Source organism: Achromobacter mucicolens (assembly GCF_029866465.1).
Lineage (GTDB): Bacteria > Pseudomonadota > Gammaproteobacteria > Burkholderiales > Burkholderiaceae_B > Achromobacter > Achromobacter mucicolens.
The window spans coordinates 1,279,222-1,302,515 of record NZ_CP123364.1; the positions used below are offsets into that span (position 1 = coordinate 1,279,222).

At 66.2% G+C, this 23,294-nt stretch carries 19 protein-coding genes; 11 read left to right on the forward strand and 8 right to left on the reverse strand.

All coding sequences use genetic code 11. The features are described from left to right. Positions 1 to 95 precede the first annotated feature (95 nt). The 3 genes from QEP15_RS05780 to fdxA all read right to left on the reverse strand — a co-directional run bounded on the left by QEP15_RS05780 (position 96) and on the right by fdxA (position 2,710). Entirely contained in the window at positions 96 to 1,322 is a 1,227-nt protein-coding gene (locus QEP15_RS05780) for a polyhydroxyalkanoate depolymerase (RefSeq protein ID WP_062840542.1), read from the reverse strand. A 212-nt stretch (positions 1,323 to 1,534) separates the two neighbouring features. After that, positions 1,535 to 2,335 carry a ferredoxin--NADP reductase gene (locus QEP15_RS05785; RefSeq protein ID WP_142050327.1) on the reverse strand — a complete coding sequence of 267 codons (801 nt, stop codon included), beginning with the start codon at positions 2,333 to 2,335 and terminating at the stop codon, positions 1,535 to 1,537. Between the two features lie 51 nt (positions 2,336 to 2,386). Next, on the reverse strand, positions 2,387 to 2,710 hold the full coding sequence (gene fdxA / locus QEP15_RS05790) for a ferredoxin FdxA (protein ID WP_006389264.1): 324 nt from the start codon (positions 2,708 to 2,710) through the stop codon (positions 2,387 to 2,389). Between the two features lie 157 nt (positions 2,711 to 2,867). Between fdxA and pncB the strand changes: the two genes are divergently transcribed. Both pncB and QEP15_RS05800 read left to right on the forward strand, forming a co-directional pair. Then, positions 2,868 to 4,043, forward strand: a complete 1,176-nt coding sequence (gene pncB / locus QEP15_RS05795) for a nicotinate phosphoribosyltransferase (RefSeq protein WP_056321839.1) — start codon at positions 2,868 to 2,870, stop codon at positions 4,041 to 4,043. Positions 4,044 to 4,115: 72 nt separating this feature from the next. After that, a complete protein-coding gene (locus QEP15_RS05800; RefSeq protein ID WP_056321843.1) occupies positions 4,116 to 4,466 on the forward strand; it encodes a RidA family protein in 351 nt (116 codons plus the stop codon). Between the two features lie 101 nt (positions 4,467 to 4,567). On the opposite strand, the gene QEP15_RS05805 is transcribed toward QEP15_RS05800, so the two are convergent. Beyond that, the gene (locus QEP15_RS05805; protein WP_152383687.1) at positions 4,568 to 5,077 is read right to left on the reverse strand and encodes a flavodoxin family protein; all 510 of its coding nucleotides are present in this window, start codon (positions 5,075 to 5,077) and stop codon (positions 4,568 to 4,570) included. Further along, entirely contained in the window at positions 5,074 to 5,907 is an 834-nt protein-coding gene (locus QEP15_RS05810) for a M90 family metallopeptidase (RefSeq protein WP_175156293.1), read from the reverse strand. Before QEP15_RS05810 ends, QEP15_RS05805 begins: the two co-directional genes overlap by 4 nt. A 107-nt stretch (positions 5,908 to 6,014) precedes the next feature. On the opposite strand from QEP15_RS05810, the gene QEP15_RS05815 reads away from it, so the two are divergent. Next, positions 6,015 to 8,294, forward strand: coding sequence for a RelA/SpoT family protein (locus tag QEP15_RS05815; RefSeq protein ID WP_280148554.1), 2,280 nt, complete (start codon positions 6,015 to 6,017; stop codon positions 8,292 to 8,294). Between the two features lie 77 nt (positions 8,295 to 8,371). On the opposite strand, the gene QEP15_RS05820 is transcribed toward QEP15_RS05815, so the two are convergent. Beyond that, entirely contained in the window at positions 8,372 to 9,685 is a 1,314-nt protein-coding gene (locus tag QEP15_RS05820) for an MFS transporter (RefSeq protein WP_056321854.1), read from the reverse strand. A 143-nt stretch (positions 9,686 to 9,828) separates the two neighbouring features. Between QEP15_RS05820 and argE the strand changes: the two genes are divergently transcribed. From argE to QEP15_RS05855, 7 genes are all read left to right on the forward strand, one after another. Continuing rightward, complete coding sequence (gene argE / locus QEP15_RS05825; RefSeq protein ID WP_062840548.1) at positions 9,829 to 10,980, forward strand: acetylornithine deacetylase; 1,152 nt, start codon at positions 9,829 to 9,831, stop codon at positions 10,978 to 10,980. A gap of 120 nt (positions 10,981 to 11,100) precedes the next feature. Continuing rightward, positions 11,101 to 12,300: a tryptophan synthase subunit beta gene (gene trpB / locus QEP15_RS05830; RefSeq protein WP_056322725.1), complete on the forward strand. Its 1,200-nt coding sequence runs from the start codon at positions 11,101 to 11,103 to the stop codon at positions 12,298 to 12,300. Between the two features lie 2 nt (positions 12,301 to 12,302). Then, on the forward strand, positions 12,303 to 13,166 hold the full coding sequence (trpA, locus tag QEP15_RS05835) for a tryptophan synthase subunit alpha (RefSeq protein ID WP_056321859.1): 864 nt from the start codon (positions 12,303 to 12,305) through the stop codon (positions 13,164 to 13,166). 37 nt (positions 13,167 to 13,203) lie between these two features. Beyond that, positions 13,204 to 14,079 (forward strand): acetyl-CoA carboxylase, carboxyltransferase subunit beta, encoded by an 876-nt coding sequence (gene accD / locus QEP15_RS05840; RefSeq protein WP_056321862.1) that lies wholly within the window; start codon positions 13,204 to 13,206, stop codon positions 14,077 to 14,079. Between the two features lie 284 nt (positions 14,080 to 14,363). Continuing rightward, the gene (locus tag QEP15_RS05845) at positions 14,364 to 14,912 is read left to right on the forward strand and encodes an acyloxyacyl hydrolase (RefSeq protein ID WP_056321866.1); all 549 of its coding nucleotides are present in this window, start codon (positions 14,364 to 14,366) and stop codon (positions 14,910 to 14,912) included. Positions 14,913 to 15,216: 304 nt separating this feature from the next. Continuing rightward, positions 15,217 to 16,224 (forward strand): Bug family tripartite tricarboxylate transporter substrate binding protein, encoded by a 1,008-nt coding sequence (locus QEP15_RS05850; RefSeq protein WP_280148555.1) that lies wholly within the window; start codon positions 15,217 to 15,219, stop codon positions 16,222 to 16,224. An 87-nt stretch (positions 16,225 to 16,311) separates the two neighbouring features. Next, positions 16,312 to 17,859, forward strand: a complete 1,548-nt coding sequence (locus QEP15_RS05855; protein ID WP_056321871.1) for a UxaA family hydrolase — start codon at positions 16,312 to 16,314, stop codon at positions 17,857 to 17,859. Positions 17,860 to 17,959: 100 nt separating this feature from the next. Here the strand turns inward: QEP15_RS05855 and QEP15_RS05860 are convergent, their stop codons facing one another. Then, entirely contained in the window at positions 17,960 to 18,895 is a 936-nt protein-coding gene (locus QEP15_RS05860) for a dihydrodipicolinate synthase family protein (RefSeq protein ID WP_152383692.1), read from the reverse strand. Positions 18,896 to 19,054: 159 nt separating this feature from the next. Between QEP15_RS05860 and QEP15_RS05865 the strand changes: the two genes are divergently transcribed. Beyond that, on the forward strand, positions 19,055 to 19,951 hold the full coding sequence (locus tag QEP15_RS05865) for a LysR family transcriptional regulator (RefSeq protein ID WP_056322728.1): 897 nt from the start codon (positions 19,055 to 19,057) through the stop codon (positions 19,949 to 19,951). A gap of 98 nt (positions 19,952 to 20,049) precedes the next feature. Here the strand turns inward: QEP15_RS05865 and QEP15_RS05870 are convergent, their stop codons facing one another. Then, on the reverse strand, positions 20,050 to 23,145 hold the full coding sequence (locus tag QEP15_RS05870; RefSeq protein ID WP_280148556.1) for an Rne/Rng family ribonuclease: 3,096 nt from the start codon (positions 23,143 to 23,145) through the stop codon (positions 20,050 to 20,052). Positions 23,146 to 23,294: the final 149 nt, after the last annotated feature.

The following is a 23,294-nucleotide window of genomic DNA, read 5'->3' on the forward strand; positions in this document are numbered from 1 at the left end:
AAAGGGGCCGCTTGGGCCCCGGGGATACGGATCAGGCTGCTGGCGGCGCCGGGCTTGCGCCCGTGCCCCGCCGGATGGACGGCGCGGCGCCGTCCTCAAGCCGATTGCCGGATGAACTCGGCAATTTTAGGACAGATCATTTCGCGCCACCGGCGGCCCGAGAAAATGCCGTAGTGGCCGCAGTTCGGCGCGGTGTAGTGCGCCTTGCGGTCGGCCGGAATGTTCTTGCACAGCGTGATGGCCGCGCGCGTCTGGCCCTGGCCGGAAATGTCGTCCAGTTCGCCTTCGATGGTGAACAGGGCCACGTCCTTGATGTCGGCCGGGCGCACCAGCTTGCCGTCCACTTCCCAGGTGCCGCCGGGCAGCGCGAACTCCTGGAACACCATGCGGATCGTGTCCAGGTAGAACTCGGCCGGCATGTCCAGCACGGCGTTGTATTCGTCGTAGAAACGGCGGTGCGCTTCGGCATCGCTGTCGTCGCCACGCAGCAGGTCCAGGTAGAAGTCGTAATGCGACTTCATGTGGCGGTCCGGATTCATGGCCATGAATCCCGCATGTTGCAGGAAGCCCGGATAAACCCGGCGGCCGGCCCCCGGATAACGGGGCGGAACGGGGTGGATCACCTGGTTCTCGAACCAGGCGTAGGGCTTGGTCGTGGCCAGGCGGTTGACCTGCGTCGGCGACTGGCGCGGGTCGATGGGACCGCCCATCATCACCATGCTGCGCGGCTGGCAGGGATCGTTGGCAGAGGCCATCAGGGACACGGCGGCCAGCACCGGCACCGTGGGCTGGCACACGGAAATGACGTGCACGTCGGGGCCCAGGTGGCGGATGAAGTCCTGCACGTAGCGCACGTAGTCGTTCAGATGGAACGGCCCGGCCGACAGCGGCACCATGCGCGCGTCGACCCAGTCGGTCACATAGAGGTCGTGGTTGGGCAGCAGGGCGCGCACGGTGTCGCGCAGCAGGGTGGCGTGGTGCCCGGAAAGTGGTGCCACCAGCAGCACCTTGGGATCGTTCTTGCCTGCCAGGCGCACGTCGCGCTGGAAGTGCACCAGTCGGCAGAACGGCTTGTCCATGGCCACGGCTTCGATCACGCGCACGGACTTGCCGCCGATCTGGGTGGTGGGAAGATTCCAGGCGGGCTTCTGGTATTCCTTGCCGATACGGGTCATCAGCTCATACCCGGCGGCCATCTGGCGCGAAATCGGGGTATAGGCGAGCGGGCTGTAGGGGCTGGAGAACAGCTGAGAACCGGCGTCCGTGAATGCAGCGAACGGAGTCAGGAAGGCGCGCTGCATTTCGTGCAATTGGTACAGCATTTCGGGGAAGTCCTTCTGGGTCGAGCGTGTGCCCCGATTATTGCTCCGAGGCGTAACGATATTTCCAATCAGACTGAAGAATGTCAGGCAAAGTGCCTGATTTTGTTGCTAAAAAGCGACCCGTCATGTGTTTCGCACCAGTTTAGGGCCGCGTTCATGCCTTGCGGTGACGCCAAAAGGTGGATTTATGCACTACGCCATGCAGTGCGGGATCACCAGTAGTTTTCGACTGCCAGGTTGCCCGGAATGCCGCGGCGTCCCGGCTTGAATCCCCGATCACCCAGCAATTTTCGTGCCTCCGCCAGCATGGCGGGGTTGCCGCACAGCATGACCTTGGCGGTCTCGGGATCCAGCGGCTGGCCGGCCAGCTGCTCCAGGCGGCCATCGGCGATCAGCGTGGTGATGCGCGCTTGCGGCATGCCGGGCATGGCTTCGCGCGTGGCGATGGGCAGGTAGACGAGCTTGCCGGGGTCGGCGGCAAACATCTCGGCCAGGGCCGGATCGCGGCGCCAGGACTCGATTTCGTCGCGATAGGCCAGTTCGGCTGCGGTGCGCACGCCGTGCACCAGGACGATGCGGCGGTAAGCGCGCCAGACGGCCGGGTCGCGCAGGATGGACAGGTAGGCCGACAGACCGGTGCCCGAGGCCAGCAGCCACAGGTCGCCGCCGGGCGCAAAGCGCTCCAGCGTGAGAAAGCCGTAGGGGGCCTTTTCGACGTAAAGCGCATCGCCAGGCTGCAGACGCGCCATGCGCGGACTGAACAGACCGTCCGGGACAACGATGGAATAGAACTCCAGCCAGGGCTCATGCGGGGCCGAGACCATGGAATAGGCGCGCCAGATCGTGGGCGCGCCATCAGGGTCTTCAGCGCCGGGCAGACCCACCCGGGCGAACTGGCCTGGCACGAACGTGAAGGCCTCGTCCCGCGTCACGCGCACGGAGAACAGTTTGTCCGGCACCCAGGTGTGGACGCTGGTGATGGTCTGGCGCGTGTATTTGGAGTCGTCGGTCATCGGGACATCGCACGGAAAGCGCCGGTCCGGCGTGCGGCCGGCGCCCGTGGATTACTTTTCCAGGTATTGCAGCTTGTCCTGCTTGCCGTTCCATTCGTCGGCGTCGGGCAGGGGCTTCTTGGCGCGGCTGATGCTGGCGAATTCCGGGGAGAGTTCGGCGTTCAGCGCGATGAAATTGAGTTGGTCCTGCGGCACGTCTTCTTCGGCGTAGATCGCGTTGGCCGGGCATTCGGGGATGCAGACCGCGCAATCGATGCATTCGTCCGGGTCGATCACGAGGAAGTTCGGACCCTCACGAAAACAGTCCACCGGGCACACGTCGACGCAATCGGTGTACTTGCACTTGATACAGTTTTCGGTGACTACGTGGGTCATTCAGGAACTCCGGGGATCGGCGGCAGATGTGTCTTAATGGGCGGATTTTACCCAATGCCGCGCCGATGTGCCGGCAATACCCGTATTGACAGCGTGGCCCATCGTGTCGAAGGCCCGCTGCTTCATGCTATGGTGTCGCGAAACGAAACGCGCAATCATGATTATTACTTCGCTGCTCGACACCGACCTGTATAAATTCAGCATGATGCAAGTGGTGCTGCATCACTTCCCGGCTGCCCAGGTCGAGTACCGGTACAAATGCCGGACGCAAGGCGTGGATTTGCGCCCCTATCTGGACGAAATCCGCGACGAAGTGCATCAGCTATGCCAGTTGCGCTTCACGGAAGACGAGCTTAAATATCTCGGCAGCTTGCGCTTTATCAAAAGCGACTTCGTTGATTTCCTGGGTTTGTTCCACATGCCGGAGCGCTGCATTCACATCAGCGAAGGCGAAGGCCCCGGCGAAATCAGCATCGAGGTCAAGGGGCCGTGGCTGCACACGATCCTGTTCGAGATCCCCGTGCTGGCCATCGTCAACGAGGTCTATTTCCGAAACACCCGCAAGCATCCGGACTGGGAAGAGGGCCGCAAGCGCCTGCAGTCCAAGATGCACCTGGTGCTGGACGATCCCGCGCTGGCGGATTTCCGCGTGGCCGAATACGGCACGCGGCGCCGCTTCTCCAAGGCCTGGCACGAAGAAATCGTCTCCACCATGAAAGCCGAGATGGGCCCGCATTTCGCGGGCACCAGCAACGTGCTGCTGGCCAAGGAACACGACGTGCTGCCGCTGGGCACCATGGGCCACGAGTATCTGCAGGCCTGCCAGGCGCTCGGTCCGCGGCTGCGCGATTCACAGGTGTTCGCGCTGGAAGTGTGGGCCAAGGAATACCGCGGCGACCTCGGCATCGCGCTGTCGGACGTCTACGGCATGGATGCGTTCCTGCGCGACTTCGACATGTATTTCTGCAAGCTTTTTGACGGCGCGCGCCACGATTCCGGCGATCCCTTCATCTGGGGCGAGCGTCTGCTCGAGCACTACCGCAAGAACCGCGTCGATCCGCGCGCCAAGACGCTGGTGTTCTCGGATGCGCTGACCTTCCCGCGCGCCATCGAGCTGGCGCGCCAGTTCTCGGGCCGCTGCAAGGTGTCGTTCGGCATCGGCACCAATCTCACCAACGACCTGGGCCACGAGCCGCTGCAGATCGTCATGAAGATGGTCCGCTGCAATGGCCAGCCGGTGGCCAAGGTATCGGATGCGCCCGAAAAGACGATGTGCGACGATCCCGCCTACCTGGCCTATCTGCGCCAGGTTTTCCAGTTGCCGCCTGCCTGACGACGCCCGGGCGTCGCGCGCGGGCAGCGTTACCCAGTTCCAACCAAACCACTCGACTCTAGGGGAATTCTCATGAGCAGCATCAAGCGCTTTCACGTGACCAAGCGCCTGTCGGACATGGCCGTGTACAACGGCGTTGCCTACCTGGCGGGCCAGGTGCCGGACGATGCCACGCTGGACATCACGGGCCAGACCGAGCAAGTGCTCGCCACGATCGACCGTCTGCTGGCCGAAGCCGGCACCGACAAGACCAAGATCCTGATGGCCCAGATCTACGTGGCCAACATGAAGGAATTCGACGGCATGAACAAGGCCTGGGACGCATGGGTTGCCGACGGCAACTCGCCCCCCCGCGCCACCGTCGAGGCCCGCCTCGCCAACCCCGACTACAAGGTCGAGATCGTGGTGACGGCTGCACTGTGATGCACGCACGCTGAATGCCGGCCTCGTCCGGCAACCTGAAAAGCCCTCTGGCTTACGCCGAGGGCTTTTTCTTTGCGCGGATGTCAGCTACCCACGCCGCGTTACGCGCCCATCAGCATGATGCCCGTCAGCAGACCGCCCAGTTCCTCGCAACGCGCCAGATCCGCCGCCGGCACGGTCTTGGGCGCCAGGATCTGCGCGGCGGTCTGGGCGCCCAGGTTCACGATGACGGCGGGCGCGACCGGGGTCAGCCGCCAGCCGGTGCAGATGCGTTCGACCTGCCGGGCGGCGCCCGCGCCGTCGCTGCCCGCGCTGATCATGGCCGCGTAGGGCAGTCCCTGCAGGCGGTCCAGCACCGCGTAGTAGTTGCGATCAAAGAACTCCTTCATCTCGCCGCTCAGGCTGGCGAGGTTTTCGGGAGCGCAGAAAAGGAACCCGTGGCTGGCCAGCAAAGCGTCGTCGCCGGCATCCTGCGCGCGCATCAACGTAACGCGCAGATCGTCCGGTTGCTCCAGCGCGGCCGCGGCTTCAGTGGCCCCGCGCGCGGCGGCGCGCGCCATCTGCTGTGCCGCGCCCGTGCGCGAATGCCAGACGATCAGCAATTCCTTCATGCGTAGCGCTCCGCCGGGTCCTGCCGGTAATACGCCCGCAGCATCGCATACCACTCGGGCAGGGCCTGCTGCATGGGATGGGGATCCACGAAGAAGTGCTCCGAACTGACGGCAAAGAACTCGCCTTCGTCCGTGGCCGCGTAGGGATCCATCGGCAGCTGCCCGTACCAGGCGTCCGCTTCCTCGCTCTCGGGATCCACGTCGCGCGGGATCGCCGCCTCCACGGCGTCGACCGCCGCAATGAAGCGGTCCAGGCTGTCGTCCAGCACCTGGCGCCACGCGCGCGGCTGGATCTCGGGATGCGCCGACAGGGACGGCATGCCGTCCGCAAAGCCCGAGCGCAGGTCCAGCTTGTGGGCAAATTCGTGGATGACCACGTTAAAGCCGCCTTCGGACAACTGCGTGTCCTCCCAGGACAGGACCAGCGGCCCGCCTTCCCAGGCTTCGCCCGCGGCGTCCTCGATGTACTCGTGGACCACGCCGTCCTCGTCCTGACGCGAACGCGGAATGCGGAAGCTGGCGGGATACACGATGATCTCGTCCCAGCCTTCGTACAGCTCGGGCGTGAGGTTCAGGATGGGCATGCAGGCCTGCGCGGCGATGGACAGCCGCATGAAGTCCGAGACCTCCAGTCCCTGCGCGCCGTTGATGGTCTTGCTGGCGAGCAGCCACGCGGCGCGCGACTGCAGCTGGGCGGCTTCGCCCTGCGTCAGCACGGCCAGAAACGGATAGGTGTCCAGCACCTGCCGCCACAGTTCGGGCGGGATGCGGGCCTGCATTTCGGCGACCTCGGACGGGCGGGCGCCGCGCCCCTTCAGCCAGCGCAACATAAGCTTTGGTTCCTTCCATATGCCGGGATGCGGCAGGGTGTTCAGGGTGATTGAACCCTAGTGTAGAGTGTCGGGATATTCAACCAGACACCTGTGCTACGCCCGTCATGTCCGCCCCGCCTGTTCCCGATGCGCCTTCGCCATTCGACGCTTCCTGGCGGCAGGAAGCCGGGGCGGGCCTGGATGCCGATGGCCTGACGTTGCTGGACCGGGCCGTCGCCTGGGCCGAGCCGCGTTTCCACGGCCAGAACGCCCTGACGGGCGAGCCCCTGGCCGGCCACGGCGCCGGCGTGGTCCGTATCCTGGCCGCCATGCACACCGACGCGGCCACGCGCACCGCCGCGCTCCTGGCCGCGCTGCCCACCGACCTGATGGCCCCCGCGCCGTCCCTGCGAAACGACCCCATCGCCGCTGCCTTTGGCACGGAGGTCGCGCGGCTGGTGCAGGGCGCCTACGCCCTGCTGCGCCTGGGCGTGGTCGCCCGCCAGGCCAGCGACGCCGCCGCGGTAAGCGGCTCGCAAAAGGAAATGCAGCGCAAGATGCTGCTGGCCATGGCCGCCGACCTGCGCATCGTGCTGATGCGGCTGGCCTCGCGGCTGCGCACGCTGCGCTGGCACGCCGAAACCAAGGCCCCGTGCTCGCCCGACTTTGCCCGCGAGACCCTGGACCTGTACGCGCCGCTGGCCAACCGGCTGGGCATCTGGCAGATCAAATGGGAAATGGAAGACCTGTCCTTCCGGTTTCTTGAGCCCGAAAAGTACAAGCACATCGCCCGCCTGCTGGAAGAAAAGCGGGTCGAGCGCGAGGCCTTCATCGCCGGCGCCATCGCTCGCCTGCAACAAGCCCTGGCCAAAAGCGGCATCCAGGCCGAGGTCAGCGGCCGGCCCAAGCACATCTACAGCATCTGGAACAAGATGCGCGTCAAGCGTCTGGACTTCTCGCAGATGTACGACCTGCGGGCGCTGCGCGTCATCGTCGACGACGTGCGCGCGTGCTACACGGCGCTGGGCATGGTGCATGAGATGTGGACGCCGCTGTCCGAGGAATTCGACGACTACATCTCGCGGCCCAAGCCCAACGGCTACCGGTCCCTGCACACGGTGGTCACCGATGACGATGGCCGCCCCTTCGAAGTGCAGATCCGCACGCGCGAGATGCATCAGTTCGCCGAATACGGGATGGCCGCGCACTGGCGCTACAAGGAAGCGGGCGCCAAGGGCGGCCAGGTGGCCGCCTCCAGCGAATACGACCGGCAGCTTGCCTGGATGCGCCAGTTGCTGGCCTGGAACAGCGAAGTCGAGGGCGGCGCGGACACGCCGCCCGAACCGGCCAAGCCTGCCTCGGGCAGGGCCGCCGCGGGCAAGAGCCGCGGTGCGGTGGCGGCGCCCGCGCACACCGACGAGCGCATCTATGTGCTGACGCCCCAGGCGCGCGTGATCGAGCTGCCCGCCGGCGCCACGCCGGTGGATTTTGCCTACCACCTGCATACCGACCTGGGTCACCGCTGCCGGGGCGCGCGCGTCGATGGACAGATGGTGCCGCTGCAGACGCATCTGTCCACCGGACAGACCGTGGAGATCATCTCCGCCAAGTCCGGCGGCCCGTCGCGCGACTGGCTCAATCCGCAGCTGGGCTTTCTAGCCAGCCCCCGCGCACGCGCCAAGGTGCGCATGTGGTTCAACGCCATTGAACTGCAGCAGCGCATCACGCAGGGCCAGGCGCTCGTCGAGAAGGAATTGCAGCGCCTGGGCAAGACGGCCATCAACCTGGAACAGCTGGCCCAAAACCTGGGTTTTGCCCGCGCCGACGACCTGTATGTTGCCGCGGCCAAGGAAGAATTCAGCCTGCGCCAGATCGATGCGGTGTTCCAGCAGCCGGCGCCCGCGGCCGAGCCCACGCCGGCCGCGCTGCGCCACGCCAGCGCGGGCAGCGCCGAGAAAAGCGGCAAGAGCGGTGTGCTGGTGGTCGGGGTGGGGTCGCTATTGACGCAGCTTGCCCGCTGCTGCCGTCCCGCGCCGCCGGATGCGATCTCCGGGTTCGTGACGCGCGGCCGTGGCGTGTCCATCCACCGCCGCGACTGCCACAGCTACCTGGCGCTTTCGGCGCGCGAGCCCGAACGCGTCATCGAGGTGGCGTGGGGCGAAACCGCCGATACCTTCTATCCGGTCGACATCAGCGTGCGCGCGCACGACCGGTCGGGCCTCTTGCGCGACCTGTCGGAAGTGTTTGCGCGCCTGCGTCTGAACGTGGTGGGCGTGAACACGCAGAGCAAGCAGTCGCTGGCTCACATGGTGTTCACGGTGGAAGTGCGCGGCGGCGAATCGCTGTCGCGCGCGCTCGATGCGCTGGCCGAAGTGCCAGGCGTGTCGTCGGCGACGCGCCGCTAGCGGGGTGTCCGGCAGCGGCGCCGCTGCCGGAGATCGCCCCGCGCGCTGAACAACGCGGGGCGGGGGCGGTTCAGGCCTCAGTGCTCCAGGTCTTCATGCGCGCGATCACGCATGTAGAACGCGGCAACCAGACCCAGGGCCACGCCAAACATCACGTAGTAGGCGGGCGCCATGGGCGAGCCGGTGGTCTTGATGAGCCAGGTCACGATGAACTGCGCGAACCCGCCAAAGATCATCACGGCCACGTTATAGGCCAGCGACAGGCCCACCGAACGCACGCGCGCCGGGAACAGCTCGGCCATCACCGTGCTGAACACGCCAAAGAACGCCGACACGAAAATGCAGACCACGACCTGCACGGTCAGCAGGCGGCCGATCGACGGCGCGTCCGACAGCCAGAAGTACAGCGGGTACAGCACGATCAGGTAGCCGATCAGCGAGCCGATCACGAGCGGACGGCGGCCGATGCGGTCGGACCAGGCGCCCATGAACGGGGTCAGCACCACCATCAGCGCCGCGCCCGCCATCTGCACCAGGAAGGTCTGGTTCAGCGGCAGCATCAGCACCTTGGTCGAATAGGTGACCAGATACGTGAAGGTGATGTAGATGGACACCGTGGCCGTCACCACCAGGCCCACGCCGATCAGCGTCTCGCGCGTGTGGGTGCGCAGCATCTGACCCAGCGACAGACGCTTGACCTCGCCGCGCTCGGCGGCCTGGCGGTCGGCTTCCTTCATCTGCTTGAAGGCGTCCGTTTCGTCGACGTTGCGGCGGATATAGATGGCGATCGGCACGATCACCAGGCCGAAGGCGAACGGCAGGCGCCACGCCCAGTCGGCGATCTGCTGCTCGGTGAAGAACTCGGTGATCAGCGTGCCGCAGGCCGCGCCAATCAGCAGCGCCAGCATCTGGCCCGCCATCTGCCACGAGCCATAGAAGCCGCGCTTGCCGTTGGGCGCCATTTCGATCAGCAGCGCCGTCGACGTGCCGAACTCGCCGCCGGCCGAGAAGCCTTGCAGCAGGCGAGCGATGAGGATGAAGATCGGCGCCAGGATGCCGGCCGCGTGGTAGGTGGGCGCCACCGTGATCAGCGCGATGGACACGGCCATCAGCGAGGTCACCAGCACCATGGCGGCCTTGCGGCCCTTGCGGTCGCCATACAGGCCCAGGATGATGCCGCCCACCGGGCGCATGAAGAACCCGACGCCGAAGATGGCGGTGGTCATGAGGATGGCGTTCAGTTCGCTGCCGGGGACGCTGGGGTCCGTGGGAAAGAACAATTTGGCGATGATCGGCGTCATGAACGCGAACACCAGGAAGTCATACCATTCGAGGGCGTTGCCGATTACCGCTGCCACGATGTTGCGTGTGGGAACTGCTTTGTGCTGCACGGGATCTCCTTGGGGGCTTTTTAAAATCCGGCCGACATTCTAGGCGGTGCCGCCCCGGCCGTCCCGGCAATCGTCCGGATGGGGGCCGAGACGCGGCCGCTGCCTGGCTTTACACTGCGTCTTTTCCCCACGAGAGTAGTGACATGAACGCGCGCACCTGGCTGGAAACGCTGGTTGGCTTTGACACCACCAGCCGCAATTCCAATCTTGCCCTGATCGAAACCGTCCGTGACTGGCTCAAGGGCCAGGGCGTCGAGGCATGGCTGGCGCACAACCCCGAGCGCACCAAGGCCAACCTCTTTGCCACGCTGCCGGCGCAAGACGGCAACCAGCAGGGCGGTATCGTCCTGTCGGGCCACACCGACGTGGTGCCCGTGGATGGCCAGGACTGGAGCACGGACCCGTTCAAACTCGTCGAAAAAGACGGTCTGCTCTATGGCCGCGGCAGCTGCGACATGAAGGGCTTCATTGCCGGATCCCTGGCCCTCGTGCCGGAATTCATGGCCATGCCGCGCAAGAAGCCCATCCACCTGGCGTTCTCCTACGACGAGGAAGTCGGCTGCGCGGGCGCGCCGTACATGCTGGCCGACCTGCACGAACGCGGCATCCGCCCCGAGGGCTGCGTCGTGGGCGAACCCACCGGCATGCAGGTCGTGGTGGCCCACAAGGGGATCAATCTCTTCCGTTGCAAGGTCCACGGCAAGGCGGCGCATTCCTCGCTCACGCCGCGCGGCTGCAACGCCATCGAATACGCCGCCCGCCTGATCTGCCGCATCCGCGACCTCGCGGACAGCTTCAAGGCCAACGGCCCCTACGATCAGTTCTACGACGTGCCGTTCTCCACGATGACCACCAACCAGATCCGGGGCGGCATCGCGGTCAACACCATTCCCGAACTGTGCGAATTCACCTACGAATTCCGCAATCTGCCGGGCATGCGTCCCGACGACATCCAGGCCGAAGTCGAAAAATACGTGCGCGAAGAGCTGCTGCCGAAGATGAAGGCCGAATTCGACGGCGCCAGCATCGAAATCGAGACCGGCGCCGCCGCGCCCGCCCTGGAAGCCTCGGAAGAAGCCGCCATCACCCAGCTCGTGCGCGCCCTGACCGAAGACCGCGCCACGCGCAAGGTGGCCTACGGCACCGAGGCGGGGCTTTTCCAGGGGATCGGCATTCCCACGGTGGTCTGCGGCCCCGGCCACATCGAACAGGCCCACAAGCCCAACGAATACGTGGCGCTGGACCAGCTTGCCGCCTGCGAAACCTTCCTGCGCCGCATGGGGCAGTCGCTCTGACGAGCGGACCTCCTGGGGGCGGGCGGCACGCCGGTGCCGTCCGCGTCAGGTAAAATGACGGGTTGCAAACCGGATTTGCGGCCGGCAGTGGCCTGCCGCGATGCCGGGGGAGATGCTTTGGTGAAACCTTACGACTTTCCGGATGCCAAGGGCCATTTCGGGCCTTATGGCGGTGTTTTCGTGGCGGAAACGCTGATGCACGCGCTCGATGAACTGCGCGCGTCCTATGACCGTTATCGGGTCGATCCCGCCTTCCTGGAAGAGTTCAACTACGAACTCAAGCATTTCGTGGGCCGGCCCAGCCCCGTCTACCACGCCCGGCGATGGTCCGAGCTGGTCGGCGGCGCCCAGATCTGGTTCAAGCGCGAAGACCTGAACCACACCGGCGCGCACAAGATCAACAACTGCATCGGCCAGGCCCTGCTGGCCAAGCGCATGGGCAAGCCGCGCGTCATCGCCGAAACCGGCGCGGGCCAGCACGGCGTGGCCACGGCCACCGTCGCGGCCCGCTACGGCATGGAATGCGTGGTGTACATGGGCAGCGAAGACGTGCGCCGCCAGGCCTCCAACGTCTACCGCATGAAGCTCTTGGGCGCGACCGTGGTGCCCGTGACTTCCGGTTCGCGCACCCTGAAGGACGCGCTGAACGAAGCCATGCGCGACTGGGTCACCAACATCGAAAACACGTTCTACATCATCGGCACGGTGGCGGGTCCCGACCCCTATCCCCGCATGGTGCGCGATTTCCAGACCGTCATCGGCAACGAATGCCTGACGCAGATGCCCGAGGCCATCGGCCGCCAGCCCGACTACGTCGTGGCGTCGGTGGGCGGCGGCTCCAACGCCATGGGCATCTTCCATCCCTACATCCCCCACGAAGAAGTGCGCCTGATCGGCGTCGAAGCGGCGGGCGAGGGCATGGACAGCGGCAAGCACGCCGCATCGCTGGCCGCGGGCCAGGTGGGCGTGCTGCACGGCAACCGCACCTACGTCATGCAGAACGCGGATGGCCAGGTTCAGGAAACGCATTCCGTCTCCGCCGGCCTGGACTACCCGGGCGTCGGCCCGGAACACGCGTGGCTCAAGGATTCGGGCCGCGCCGAATACGTCGGCATCACCGACGAGGAAGCCCTGAAGGCTTTTCACGACTGCTGCCGCATCGAAGGCATCATGCCCGCGCTGGAGTCCTCGCACGCCATCGCGCAAGCCGTCAAGATGGCCGCCACGCTGCCGCGCGACGCCGTGATCCTGGTCAATCTGTCGGGCCGCGGCGACAAGGACATGCACACCGTCGCCGAACGCGCCGGCATCGAGCTCTGAACATGACAACCCGCACTGATCGCATTGCCGCGGCTTTCGCGCGCACCGCAGAGTCCGGCCGCGCCGCGGCCCTGATTCCCTACATCGCCGCCGGCGATCCTTCCCCCGGCGCCACCGTGCCGCTGATGCACGCGCTGGTGGATGCCGGCGCCGACGTCATCGAACTGGGCGTGCCGTTCTCGGATCCCATGGCCGATGGCCCCGTCATCCAACGCGCCGCCGACCGCGCCATCGCGCAGGGCGTGGGCCTGGCCCGCGTGCTCGAACTGGTGGCAGATTTCCGCCAGCGCGACACCGCGACGCCGGTGGTGCTGATGGGCTACGCCAATCCCATCGAACGCATGGGGCAGGCAGAATTCGCCAGCCGCGCCGCGCAGGCCGGCGTGGACGGCGTGCTGGTCGTGGACTATCCGCCCGAGGAAGTCATCGAGTTCGCCGCCACCCTGGGTGAGCACGGCATTGCGCCCATCTTCCTTTTGGCACCCACGTCCACCGAAGAACGCATCAAGGCCGTCGCCACGGTGGCGCGCGGCTACGTGTATTACGTGTCGCTCAAGGGTGTGACGGGCGCGGGTTCGCTGAACACCGACGACGTCGCCGACCGCGTGGCCCTGATTCGCCGCCACGTGCGCGACATTCCGGTCGGCGTGGGATTCGGCATCCGCGATGCCGAAAGCGCCCAGCGCGTGGCCCGGTCGGCCGATGCCGTGGTCATTGGCAGCAAACTGATTGAAACCATGGAGCAGGCGGTCGCCAACGCGCCGGCTGCCCAGCAAACCGACGCCGCAGTCGCCGCCGCCAGCGGCTGGCTGCGCACCATCCGGCAGGCGCTGGATCAAGTAAAACGAGAGAACGCGTCGGCCTGAGCGGCCGGGTCGCGATCTCAAACGGGATGAATACTCAATGAGCTGGATCGATAAACTCCTGCCGCCTCGCATCAACAAAACCAGCGACAGCGGCGCCCGCCGCGTTCCCGAAGGCCTTTGGGTGAAATGCCCGTCGTGCGAATCGGTGCTGTATAGCGAAGACCTGGCAGCCAACCTTCACGTCTGCCCCAAGTGCGACCACCACATGCGGATCGGGGCTCGCGCCCGGATCGATTCGCTGCTCGACATGGAAGGCCGCGTCGAAATCGGCCAGACCACGCGTTCGGTCGACACCCTGAAGTTCAAGGACACGCGCAAGTATCCCGAGCGCCTGCAAGAGGCCGTCAAGGCCACGGGCGAATCCGACGCGCTGGTGGTCATGAGCGGCTCGATCCGCGGCGTGCCTGCCACGCTGGCCTGCTTTGAATTCGAATTCATGGGCGGCTCGATGGGCTCGGTGGTGGGCGAGCGCTTTGCGCGCGGCGCGCAGGCAGCCCTGGACAACAAGACGCCGTTCATCTGCGTGGCCGCTTCGGGTGGCGCGCGCATGCAGGAAAGCCTGCTGTCGCTCATGCAGATGGCCAAGACGAACGCCATGCTGACCCGTCTGTCGGCCGCCGGCCTGCCGTTCATCAGCGTCCTGACCGATCCCACGATGGGCGGTGTGTCGGCCAGCTTTGCGTTCATGGGTGACGTCGTCATTGCCGAACCCAAGGCCCTGATCGGCTTTGCCGGCCCGCGCGTGATCGAACAGACCGTGCGGGAAAAGCTGCCGGAAGGCTTCCAGCGCGCGGAATTCCTGCTGCAAAAGGGCGCCATCGACATGGTCGTGGATCGCCGCCAGCTTCGCGAAGAAATCGCCCGCCTGCTGGCGCTGCTGACCAATCAGCCGGCCGACGTGGTGACTGCCTGACAATGCTGCCGGCGCCGGGCTGCCGCATGACGGCCGCCGGCTTCGGAAAATGCCGCCAGCAGCTTCGTGCTTCGGGCGGCATTTTTGTTTTTGCGCTCAGCGTCAAAGCCCGGGCACGCCACTTGCTAAGGCGGCCTAGCGCAAAATCGCAAGCTTGAATTACGCGTGGTCCGGAACAGTCTTTTTCATGTCCGTTTGTTGCCATATTGCGACATGCGTAAGGCGGGTTGGTCCGGATTTTGCTAATGTTCCCCGTTAGTCCAGAAATAGATGGAGTTAATCCCATGCAGTCGACGAAGAAGAAAATGCTGACGCGCCTTGCCGGCCTGGCCCTGGCAGGCGTTGCCACCTTTGCCAGCGCCCAGTCGTCCGAGGGCACGCAGGGCGGCGTCAGCCTGCACTACGGCATCGGCGATCACTACAAGCGCCTGACCCTGAACTACGAAACTGCCTCGCTCTGGACCTATCAATTCGGCGGCAACTGGGGCCGGCTGGACCTGACGCCGGAATTCGGCGCCTCGTACTGGCAGGCTGACGGTTCGCGTTCGCCCGGCCATGTGTGGCAGTTCAGCGCCATCCCGATGTTCCGCTGGTGGACCGGCGAACGCTTCTACATCGAAGCGGGTATCGGCGCCACGCTGTTCTCCAGCACGCGCTTTGCCGACGAAAATATCAGCACGGCCTTCCAGTTCGGCGACCACGTCGGCGTTGGCTTCCTGCTCACGCCGAATAACCGCATCGGCGTGCGCTATTCGCACTTCTCGAATGCCAGCATCAAGCGCCCGAACCCGGGCCTGGACGTGGTGCAACTCACCTACACGTACCAGTTCTGATCGAATCGTGACGTCCTGAGCGTTCCCGCCTGCCGGAACGTTCCGGGCGCAGATCTTGAAGACCACCCGTTCACGGGTGGTTTTTTTTGTGCGTCGCCTGGGCCGCCGGTCATCCCGGGGCCACCGCTAAAACCACAAAAAAATTATCGTTTGACTGTGTGTTCACGTACTTGTTGGTGTTGAGTGCAATGGCCAGAATGCCCTGGCAACACCCAAAACCACAACGAGCCGTCGTGGGAGGCTTCGATCCGCCGCCGCATGCGTGATCGGGGCAGGGCCCGGCAGGCGGCACACGGAGACGCAGATGAAATACCCCTGTACGAAGGCGCGCCGCTTGGCGCGCATTGCCGGCGCCGCCGGTCTTGTCCTGTCGCTGGCCGCCGCCCCGGGCGCCGTGCTGGCCGACGAATTTCCCGCCAAGCCCCTGCGCATGGTCGTGGGCTTCGCGCCGGGCGGCGGCGCGGATATCGTGGCGCGGCTGGTGGGCGCCAAGATGGCCGACAGCCTGGGTCAGCAGGTGGTGGTGGAAAACCGCGCCGGCGCCACGGGCACGATCGCGGCCGACAACGTGGCCCGCTCGCCCGCCGATGGCTACTCGCTGTTCCTGGGATCGCAATCCACCATGGTCGTGGCGCCATCCCTGTTCCCCACGCTGCCGTTCAAACCCGAGACCGATTTCGAACCGGTATCGCAGATCGTGACGATGCCCCTCATCCTCGTGGTCAACCCCGCGATGATCGATGTGAAAAGCGTCGGTGAGCTGACCGAGCACATCCGCAAGGCGGGCAACGGCGCGGTCAGTTATGCGTCCTCCGGCCAGGGCGGCCCGCAACACATCGCGGGTGAGTTGTATGCACACCGGGTCGGCACCAAGGTCACGCACGTGCCCTACAAGGGCGAATCGGCGGCGATCGCCGACGTGCTGGGCGGACACGTGCCCTACATGTTTGCGAACCTGCCGGTGGCGCTGCCGCACATCGCCTCGGGCAAGGTGCGTCCGCTGGCGATCACCAGCCTGAAGCGCGATCCCAAGGCGCCGCAGATTCCCACGCTGGCCGAATCGGGCTTCAAGGACTTCGAGGTGTCGACCTGGTATGGCGTGTTCGCGCCGGCCAAGACGCCCAAGCCGGTGATCGAGAAGCTGTCCAATTCCATCCGCACCGCGCTGGCGCAACAGGACATGCAGGCCAAGCTGAGCGAGCAGGGGTTCACGGTGGTGGGCAGCGATTCGGCGGCCTTCAGCCAATTCGTGGGCGCCGAACTGCCGCGCTGGTCGGTGCTGATCCGCGACATCGGCATCAAGCCGGAATAACGCGGTCACCACGTGCTGGCGCCCCTGGGCGGGCGTCAGCGGGAGCCGTTCACCGGCGGCTCCCTTTCATTCACCCGAGACAATGACATGATCGACTTCACCGAAAAACGCGCCGCCGGCCCCGTCATCCGGCTGCATTCCGCAGACAACGTCGTGGTGGCGCGCGTGCCCATCGGCATCGGCACTGCCGTGCCCTCCGAAAACCTTGTCAGCCGCAGCCAGGTGCCCGCCGGCCACAAGATCGCGGCGCGCGATCTGCGCGCGGGCGAACCCATCCTGAAATACAACGTCTGCATCGGCTTTGCCGCCACCGACATCCCGGCGGGCACGTACGTGCATTCGCACAACATGGATTTCCAGGAATTCGACCGCGACTATGCCCACGCGCGGGACTACGTCCCGACGCAAATCCTGCCCGAATCGGAGCAGGCGCAATTCCAGGGCATCGTGCGCGCCAACGGGCAGGTGGGCACACGCAACTACATCGGGATTCTTGCCACGGTGAACTGTTCGGCGACGGTGGTGCATCGGATTGCGGCCGCGTTCACACAGGATGTCATGGACGCCTATCCCAACGTGGACGGCGTGGTGGCGTTGAGTCACGGCATGGGCTGCGGCATGGAGATGTCCGGCGAGCCGATGGATCTCTTGCGGCGTACGATGGGCGGATACGCCTGTCATGCAAATTTTGCGGGCGTGCTGATCGTGGGCCTGGGGTGCGAACGCAATCAGCTCGATGCGTTGCTCAAGGACCAGGGCCTGGAGGCGGGCGCGCGGCTGCAGACCTTCATCATGCAGGAGACGGGCGGCACCCGAAAAACGATCGAGGCCGGCGTCGCCGCGGTGAAGGCGATGCTCCCGGCCGCGAACGACGTGCGACGCGAGCCGGTGCCGGCGCGGCACCTGAAGATCGGCCTGCAATGCGGCGGATCGGATGGCTTTTCGTCGATCACCGCCAATCCGGCGCTGGGCGCGGCCATGGATATCCTGGTGCGGCATGGCGGCACTGCCATCCTCTCGGAGACGCCGGAAATCTATGGCGTCGAGCATACGCTGACGTCACGGGCGCGCAATCGCGAAGTCGGCGAGAAGCTGGTCCAGCGCATCCGCTGGTGGAAGGAAGAGTATTCGCCGGGGCGCGACGTGCAGATCAACGGCAAGGTCAGTCCGGGCAACCAGATGGGCGGCCTGGCCAACATCTTTGAAAAATCGTTGGGCTCGTCGATGAAGGGCGGCACCACGGCGCTGATGGAGGTCTACCGCTACGCGGAACCTGTCCGGCAGCCGGGCATGGTGTTCATGGACACGCCGGGGTTCGATCCCGTGTCGGCGACGGGGCAGATCGCGGGCGGCGCCAACATCATCTGCTTTACGACCGGCCGCGGCTCGATGTTCGGCGCCAAACCGGTGCCCTCGATCAAGCTGGCCACCAATACGCCGATGTTCGACCGGCTGACTGAAGACATGGACGTCAACTGCGGCGACATCCTGGACGGCACGGCAACGCTGCAAGAGGTGGCGCAGCGGATCTTCGAGGAAATCCTGCGGGTGGCCTCCGGCGACCGCAGCAAGAGCGAGTTGCTGGGCCTGGGGGACCACGAATTCGTGCCCTGGAATATCGGCGTGGTGAGCTGACCGCCTCGCAAGACGGCGGCACCGCGGACGGTCAGCGTATTCGACCGTCCGCGTTTGGGATTGTCCGCGTGTTGACCCTGCGCGTGTGGTGCAGAAACGCTCAGGCGTCGGACAGCGTGGCGGCGCCCGGCATCTCAAACCCATTGGCCTGCAACGCAGCCTTCAGCCCCTCTGTCTGCGAGGCATTCAGTTCCACCAGCGGCGGCCTTACCGTGGCCCACGCCGCATCGCCGGACTTCCAGGCGATGGCCGCCTTCATGGCGGGAATCATCGGAAACTGCTGGAACACGTTGCGCGTGGCGTTCAGGCCCGCCTGACGCTCGTCGGCATCCGCCTCTTGCCAGCGCTGCTGGAGCGCCACGATCGGACCCGGGTTGACGTTGCCCGTGGCCGTGATGCAGCCCACGCCGCCCGCGCGCAGGGTCTGCAGCAGGAATGCCTCGCTGCCCGCATAGACCTGGAATCCGCGGGGCGAAAATCGCTCGATCATCGCGGCAGTGTTGGCCCAATCGCCGCCGCTGTCCTTCACGCCGGCGACGATGCCGGGATAGCGATCGAGCAGACGCTCGATGAGGGCCAGGCTCAGCGGCACCTGGCTCACGGGCGGGATGTGATAGAGATACATGCGCAGCTTGTCGTCGCCCACTCCCTCGATCAGCTCGGCGTAGTAGCGGAAAAGGCCTTCGTCGCTGACCCCTTTGTAATAAAAGGGCGGCAGGACCAGCACACCCATGCTGCCGCTGCGCACGGCATGCTGCGTCAGCGAAATGGCATCGGGCAGCGCGCAGGCGCCCGTGCCCGGCATCAGCGCCGACGGTTCCACCCCCGCTTCGAGCAGCGCGTCCAGCAGCGTGTGCTTCTCTTCCAGCGACAGCGAGTTGGCCTCGGAGTTGGTGCCGAAGATGGCCAGTCCGACGGACTGTTCGCGCAGCCAGCGGCAGTGCTTCACGTAACGCCCCAGTGCCGGGCGGTAGCGCTCGTCGAACGGCGTCAGGACAGGAGAAAAAACGCCGGGAATGCGGGCAGGGGTCGTCATGTCTCTACTCGTTATTGGAAGGATGGAAAAAGCGCGCCGCGGTCGCGCGGCTGCGATTTCCGATTCTGGCATTGATCTGTCCTGCGAACATCTGCTGTTTAATGGCTTCAATCCATAAAATTGTTGTGGTTTGCCACACGTCAAGAAAAGGGGGAGACCGTGGATACGCGCTATGTGCAGAGCTTTGTGTCGGTCATCGAGAGCGGCTCGCTCGCCGAGGCCGCGCGGCGGCTGGACCTGACTCCCGCCGCCATCGCGGCGCGCGTGCGCACGCTGGAAGAAGAGCTGGGCGCCACGCTGATCAAGCGTGTCGGCCGCAGCGTCAAGGCGACCGAAGCCGGCCTGAAGGTGCTCGAGCGCGCCCGCAGCGTGCTGCGCGAGGTGCGCGACCTGCGGGCCAGCGCCGCGGACGACGCGCCGCTCGGCGAGCTGCGCCTGGGCGTCTCGGCGTCGGCCTTGACCGGCATCATGCCCATCGTGCTGGCCCGGCTGTACCGGCGCATGCCCAAGCTGGCGGTCTTCATGGAACCCGGCACTTCCAATCATCTGTACCACCGCGTCATCAATGCAGACCTGGATGCGGCGTTCATCGTCAAGCCGCAATTCAACCTGTCCAAGGGCTACGCCTGGAAGCAGGTGACCGAGGAGCCGCTGGTCGTGCTTGCCCCGCCCGACACGCCGGGCAACGACGCGCACGAGTTGATGCGCACGCAACCCTTCATCCGCTACGACCGCAATGTCTGGGGCGGGCGGCTGGCCGACCAGTACCTGCGCCAGCATGGCATTGCGCCGCGCGAGCGGCTGGAGGTCGACGGCCTGATGGGCATTGCCTGCATGGTCTCGGAGGGGCTGGGCGTGTCGCTGGTGCCGGATTGGGCGCCGGATTGGCTCGACAGCCGCCGCGTCAAGCGTGTGCTGCTGCCCGGCCGAGCGCCACTGCGCCGGATGGGCATTCTGTGGGCCCGTCACATGCCGCATTCGGCCCTGGCGGAAGCCTTTGTGGAGGAAGCGGGCCGCGCCCTCGATCCGCAGGCGCGCCATTCGGCAAGCGACTGACGCCGCTCAAGGTAAAAAAACACCCCGCAGACCGTTTCCGGTGTGCGGGGTGTTGTGCATCTCAGGGCCAGGCCCTGGGGGCCTGGCGGCCTAGCGGCTTAGTGGCGCGTTTCGACCTGAACCAGCGGCTCGTTCGAGACGGGCGTCACGGGCTTGCGCTCGCGGCCCAGGCGGACCGGCGCATACGAGGCGGCAATGCGTTGCTGCGTCTGTTCGTGGCGTTCCGGATCGGTTTCCACCCACTTCAGGCCAGCGGCGTTGACCACGTCGTGCAAGGCCTGCGCCTTGGCGGCGGGGGCAGCGGCGGGCACCACGATGGGCTGCTGCGCGCTGGCCGGAGCCACCGGCGCGGGGGCCGGCGCGACGGGCGCGGGGGCGGGCGCAGCTGCCGGGGCCGGGACGACCGGTTCGACGGCGGGCGCTTCCACCGGCGCCTGCACCGGCGCGGCGGGGACCGAAGCCTCGCTTGCGGGTTGCACGGTGACGGGCGGGGTCGCTTCGGGCGCCGTCTGGACCGGTTGCGCGACGGGTTCAGCCGCGGCTTGGGTCAGGGGCTCGATCGCGGGCTCAGCCGCGCGCTCAACGGCGGGCTCTGCTGCGGCCTGGACGGGCTCAGCCTTGGGCGCTTGAACCGGCTCGGCCGGGGCTTGCTCGGGCTGCGCGGCGGTCTGCACGGGCTGGGCCGGCGCTTGAACCTGCTGGGCTGCGGCGGGCGCTGCCTCGGCGGCTGCGGTTTGAACCGGCTCGGCGGCTTGGGCGTCGATGCCTTCGGCCTGCTGCTCGCCAGCGTCTTCGGCGCCGTCTTCCTGCTGCTCGTCGCTGCCGGCCACGCCAGCTTCGTCCTGGCTGCGGCGGCCGCGGCGGCTGCGGCGGCGGCGGCGCTTGCGCTCCGGATCGGCCGCGCCTTCGGCGCCTTCAACGCCCGGGATCGCTTCGGCGGACAGATCGTCGGCGTCAGCCGTGTCCATGGCAGCTTCGGCGGCAGGCTTGGCATCCGACTTGGTGTCGGGCAGCGCGGTGGCGACCGTCTGGGCCAGCGCGGCGACCATGCTTTCCTGTTCGCTCATCGGCGCGTCGGCCTGGCCTTCCTCGCGGCGGTTGCGGCCACGGCCACGACGGCGGTTGCGGCCTGCGCCGGTGTCCTCGCCATTGAGCTCAGGGGTTTGTTCAGGACGGGCGGACGCCAGGGCTGCCTGGGTGGCGGCCGGCGCGTCGCGCTCGCCGCGGCCTTCGCCACGGTTGTTGCGTTCGCCGCGCTCGGCGTCCGAGCGGCGATTGCCACGCACGTGGTGACGGCCGCCTTCGGTGGCCTCGGCGCCTTCCCCACGGCCTTCGCCACGGCGATTGCGGTTGCGGTCGGAGCCGTGGCGTTCACCGCGGCGGTCCTGGCCGTCATGGCCGTTACGGCCCTTGCCACGGGCCGGGGCGGCGCGCTTGGCGGTTTCCTCGGCGGCGGCAGGCGCGGGCTTGGCGGGCTCGGAGCCGCCGGTCAGCCAGCCGACCAACCGCTTGAACAGACCGCCCAGACCGGCGCCTGCTGCGGGCGCGGCAGGTGCCGCGGCCGGCGCTGCGGGCGTGGAGACGGGAGCGGGCTGCGAGGGCGTGATGCCCTTGACCAGGGCTTCCGGGCGCGACTTGATTTCGCTTTCGCGGGGCTGCCAGGGCGCATCCGTGGCCGGCGCTTCCACCAGTTCGAAGCTGGTCTTCACTTCTTCCAGGCGGGGGTCGTCGTGGCGCAGGCGCTCGATGTGGTGGTGCGGCGTTTCCAGATGCTTGTTGGGGATCAGCATCAGGTTGACCTTCAGGCGGGCTTCCATCTTGGTGATGTCGGCGCGCTTTTCGTTCAGCAGGTAGGTGGCCACGTCGACGGGCACCTGGGCGTGGACCGCCGCGGTGTTCTCCTTCATGGCTTCTTCCTGCAGCAGGCGCAGCACGTGCAGGGCGCTGGACTCGGCGTCGCGGATCACGCCGGTGCCGTTGCAGCGCGGGCAGGTGATGTGCGAGCCTTCGTTCAGGGCGGGGCGCAGGCGCTGGCGAGACAGTTCCATCAGGCCAAAGCGCGAGATCTTGCCCATCTGGACGCGGGCACGGTCGAAATGGAGGGCATCACGCAGGCGCTGTTCGACGGCGCGCTGGTTCTTGCTGTCTTCCATGTCGATGAAGTCGATGACGATCAGTCCGCCCAGGTCGCGCAGGCGCAACTGGCGGGCCACTTCGTCTGCCGCTTCCGAGTTGGTGCGCAGCGCGGTTTCCTCGATGTCGGCGCCGCGGGTCGAGCGGGCCGAGTTCACGTCGACGGACACCAGCGCTTCGGTGTGGTCAATGACGATGGCGCCGCCCGAGGGCAGTTGCACGGTGCGCGAGTAGGCCGTCTCGATCTGGTGTTCGATCTGGAAGCGCGAGAAGAGGGGGATGTCGTCACGGTAGCGTTTGACGCGCTGGACGTTGTCCGGCATCACCACGCTCATGAAGGCGGTGGCCTGGTCGGCGATCTCGTCGGTATCGATCAGGATCTCGCCGATTTCCGGCGAGAAGTAATCGCGGATCGCGCGGATGACCAGGCTGGATTCGAGGTAGATCAGGATGGGCGCGGAGTTGTCGCGCGCGGCGCCGTCGATGGCGGTCCAGAGTTGCAGCAGATAGGACAGGTCCCATTGCAGCTCTTCGACGTTGCGGCCGATGCCTGCGGTGCGGGCGATGATGCTCATGCCCTGGGGCAGGTCAAGCTGCTCCATCGTGTCGCGCAGTTCCTGGCGGTCCTCGCCCTCGACGCGGCGCGAAACACCACCGCCGCGGGGGTTGTTGGGCATCAGGACCAGGTAGCGGCCGGCCAGCGAGATGAACGTGGTCAGGGCAGCGCCCTTGTTGCCGCGTTCTTCCTTTTCGACCTGGACGATCAGTTCCTGGCCTTCGCGCAGGGCGTCCTGGATACGGGCGGTGCGGACATCGACGCCTTCCTTGAAGAAGCTGCGGGCGACTTCCTTGAAGGGCAGAAAGCCGTGGCGATCCTCGCCGTAGTTGACGAAGCAAGCTTCGAGGCCGGGTTCGATCCGGGTAATGACACCTTTGTAGATGTTGCCTTTGCGCTGTTCGCGGCCGGCAGTCTCGATGTCAAGGTCGATGAGTTTTTGCCCATCGACGATAGCGACGCGTAATTCTTCCTGATGCGTCGCATTAAACAGCATGCGCTTCATGAGAGGGTTTCTCCGTTGTCATGACGCGCCGATATCGGCGCGTGACCTCGGGCCACTCGGGCTGCGGCTGAAGCGGGCAAGAAGATGCGGACCGTACCTGGGCGGCGCCCAGGCGTATCCGCCGCGGGTCAGGCGGGCACGTCGTGCCG

Bases quoted from the DNA above. Each gene is read 5' to 3' on its own strand.
- QEP15_RS05815 (WP_280148554.1), top strand. From the start codon at position 6,015: ATGTCCGCCCCGCCTGTTCCCGATGCGCCTTCGCCATTCGACGCTTCC.
- QEP15_RS05860 (WP_152383692.1), bottom strand. From the start codon at position 18,895: ATGACGACCCCTGCCCGCATTCCCGGCGTTTTTTCTCCTGTCCTGACG.
- pncB (WP_056321839.1), top strand. From the start codon at position 2,868: ATGATTATTACTTCGCTGCTCGACACCGACCTGTATAAATTCAGCATG.
- QEP15_RS05850 (WP_280148555.1), top strand. From the start codon at position 15,217: ATGAAATACCCCTGTACGAAGGCGCGCCGCTTGGCGCGCATTGCCGGC.
- fdxA (WP_006389264.1), bottom strand. From the start codon at position 2,710: ATGACCCACGTAGTCACCGAAAACTGTATCAAGTGCAAGTACACCGAT.
- QEP15_RS05845 (WP_056321866.1), top strand. From the start codon at position 14,364: ATGCAGTCGACGAAGAAGAAAATGCTGACGCGCCTTGCCGGCCTGGCC.
- QEP15_RS05870 (WP_280148556.1), bottom strand. From the start codon at position 23,145: ATGAAGCGCATGCTGTTTAATGCGACGCATCAGGAAGAATTACGCGTC.
- trpA (WP_056321859.1), top strand. From the start codon at position 12,303: ATGACAACCCGCACTGATCGCATTGCCGCGGCTTTCGCGCGCACCGCA.
- QEP15_RS05805 (WP_152383687.1), bottom strand. From the start codon at position 5,077: ATGAAGGAATTGCTGATCGTCTGGCATTCGCGCACGGGCGCGGCACAG.
- QEP15_RS05800 (WP_056321843.1), top strand. From the start codon at position 4,116: ATGAGCAGCATCAAGCGCTTTCACGTGACCAAGCGCCTGTCGGACATG.
- QEP15_RS05785 (WP_142050327.1), bottom strand. From the start codon at position 2,335: ATGACCGACGACTCCAAATACACGCGCCAGACCATCACCAGCGTCCAC.
- QEP15_RS05810 (WP_175156293.1), bottom strand. From the start codon at position 5,907: ATGTTGCGCTGGCTGAAGGGGCGCGGCGCCCGCCCGTCCGAGGTCGCC.
- accD (WP_056321862.1), top strand. From the start codon at position 13,204: ATGAGCTGGATCGATAAACTCCTGCCGCCTCGCATCAACAAAACCAGC.
- argE (WP_062840548.1), top strand. From the start codon at position 9,829: ATGAACGCGCGCACCTGGCTGGAAACGCTGGTTGGCTTTGACACCACC.
- QEP15_RS05855 (WP_056321871.1), top strand. From the start codon at position 16,312: ATGATCGACTTCACCGAAAAACGCGCCGCCGGCCCCGTCATCCGGCTG.
- QEP15_RS05780 (WP_062840542.1), bottom strand. From the start codon at position 1,322: ATGCTGTACCAATTGCACGAAATGCAGCGCGCCTTCCTGACTCCGTTC.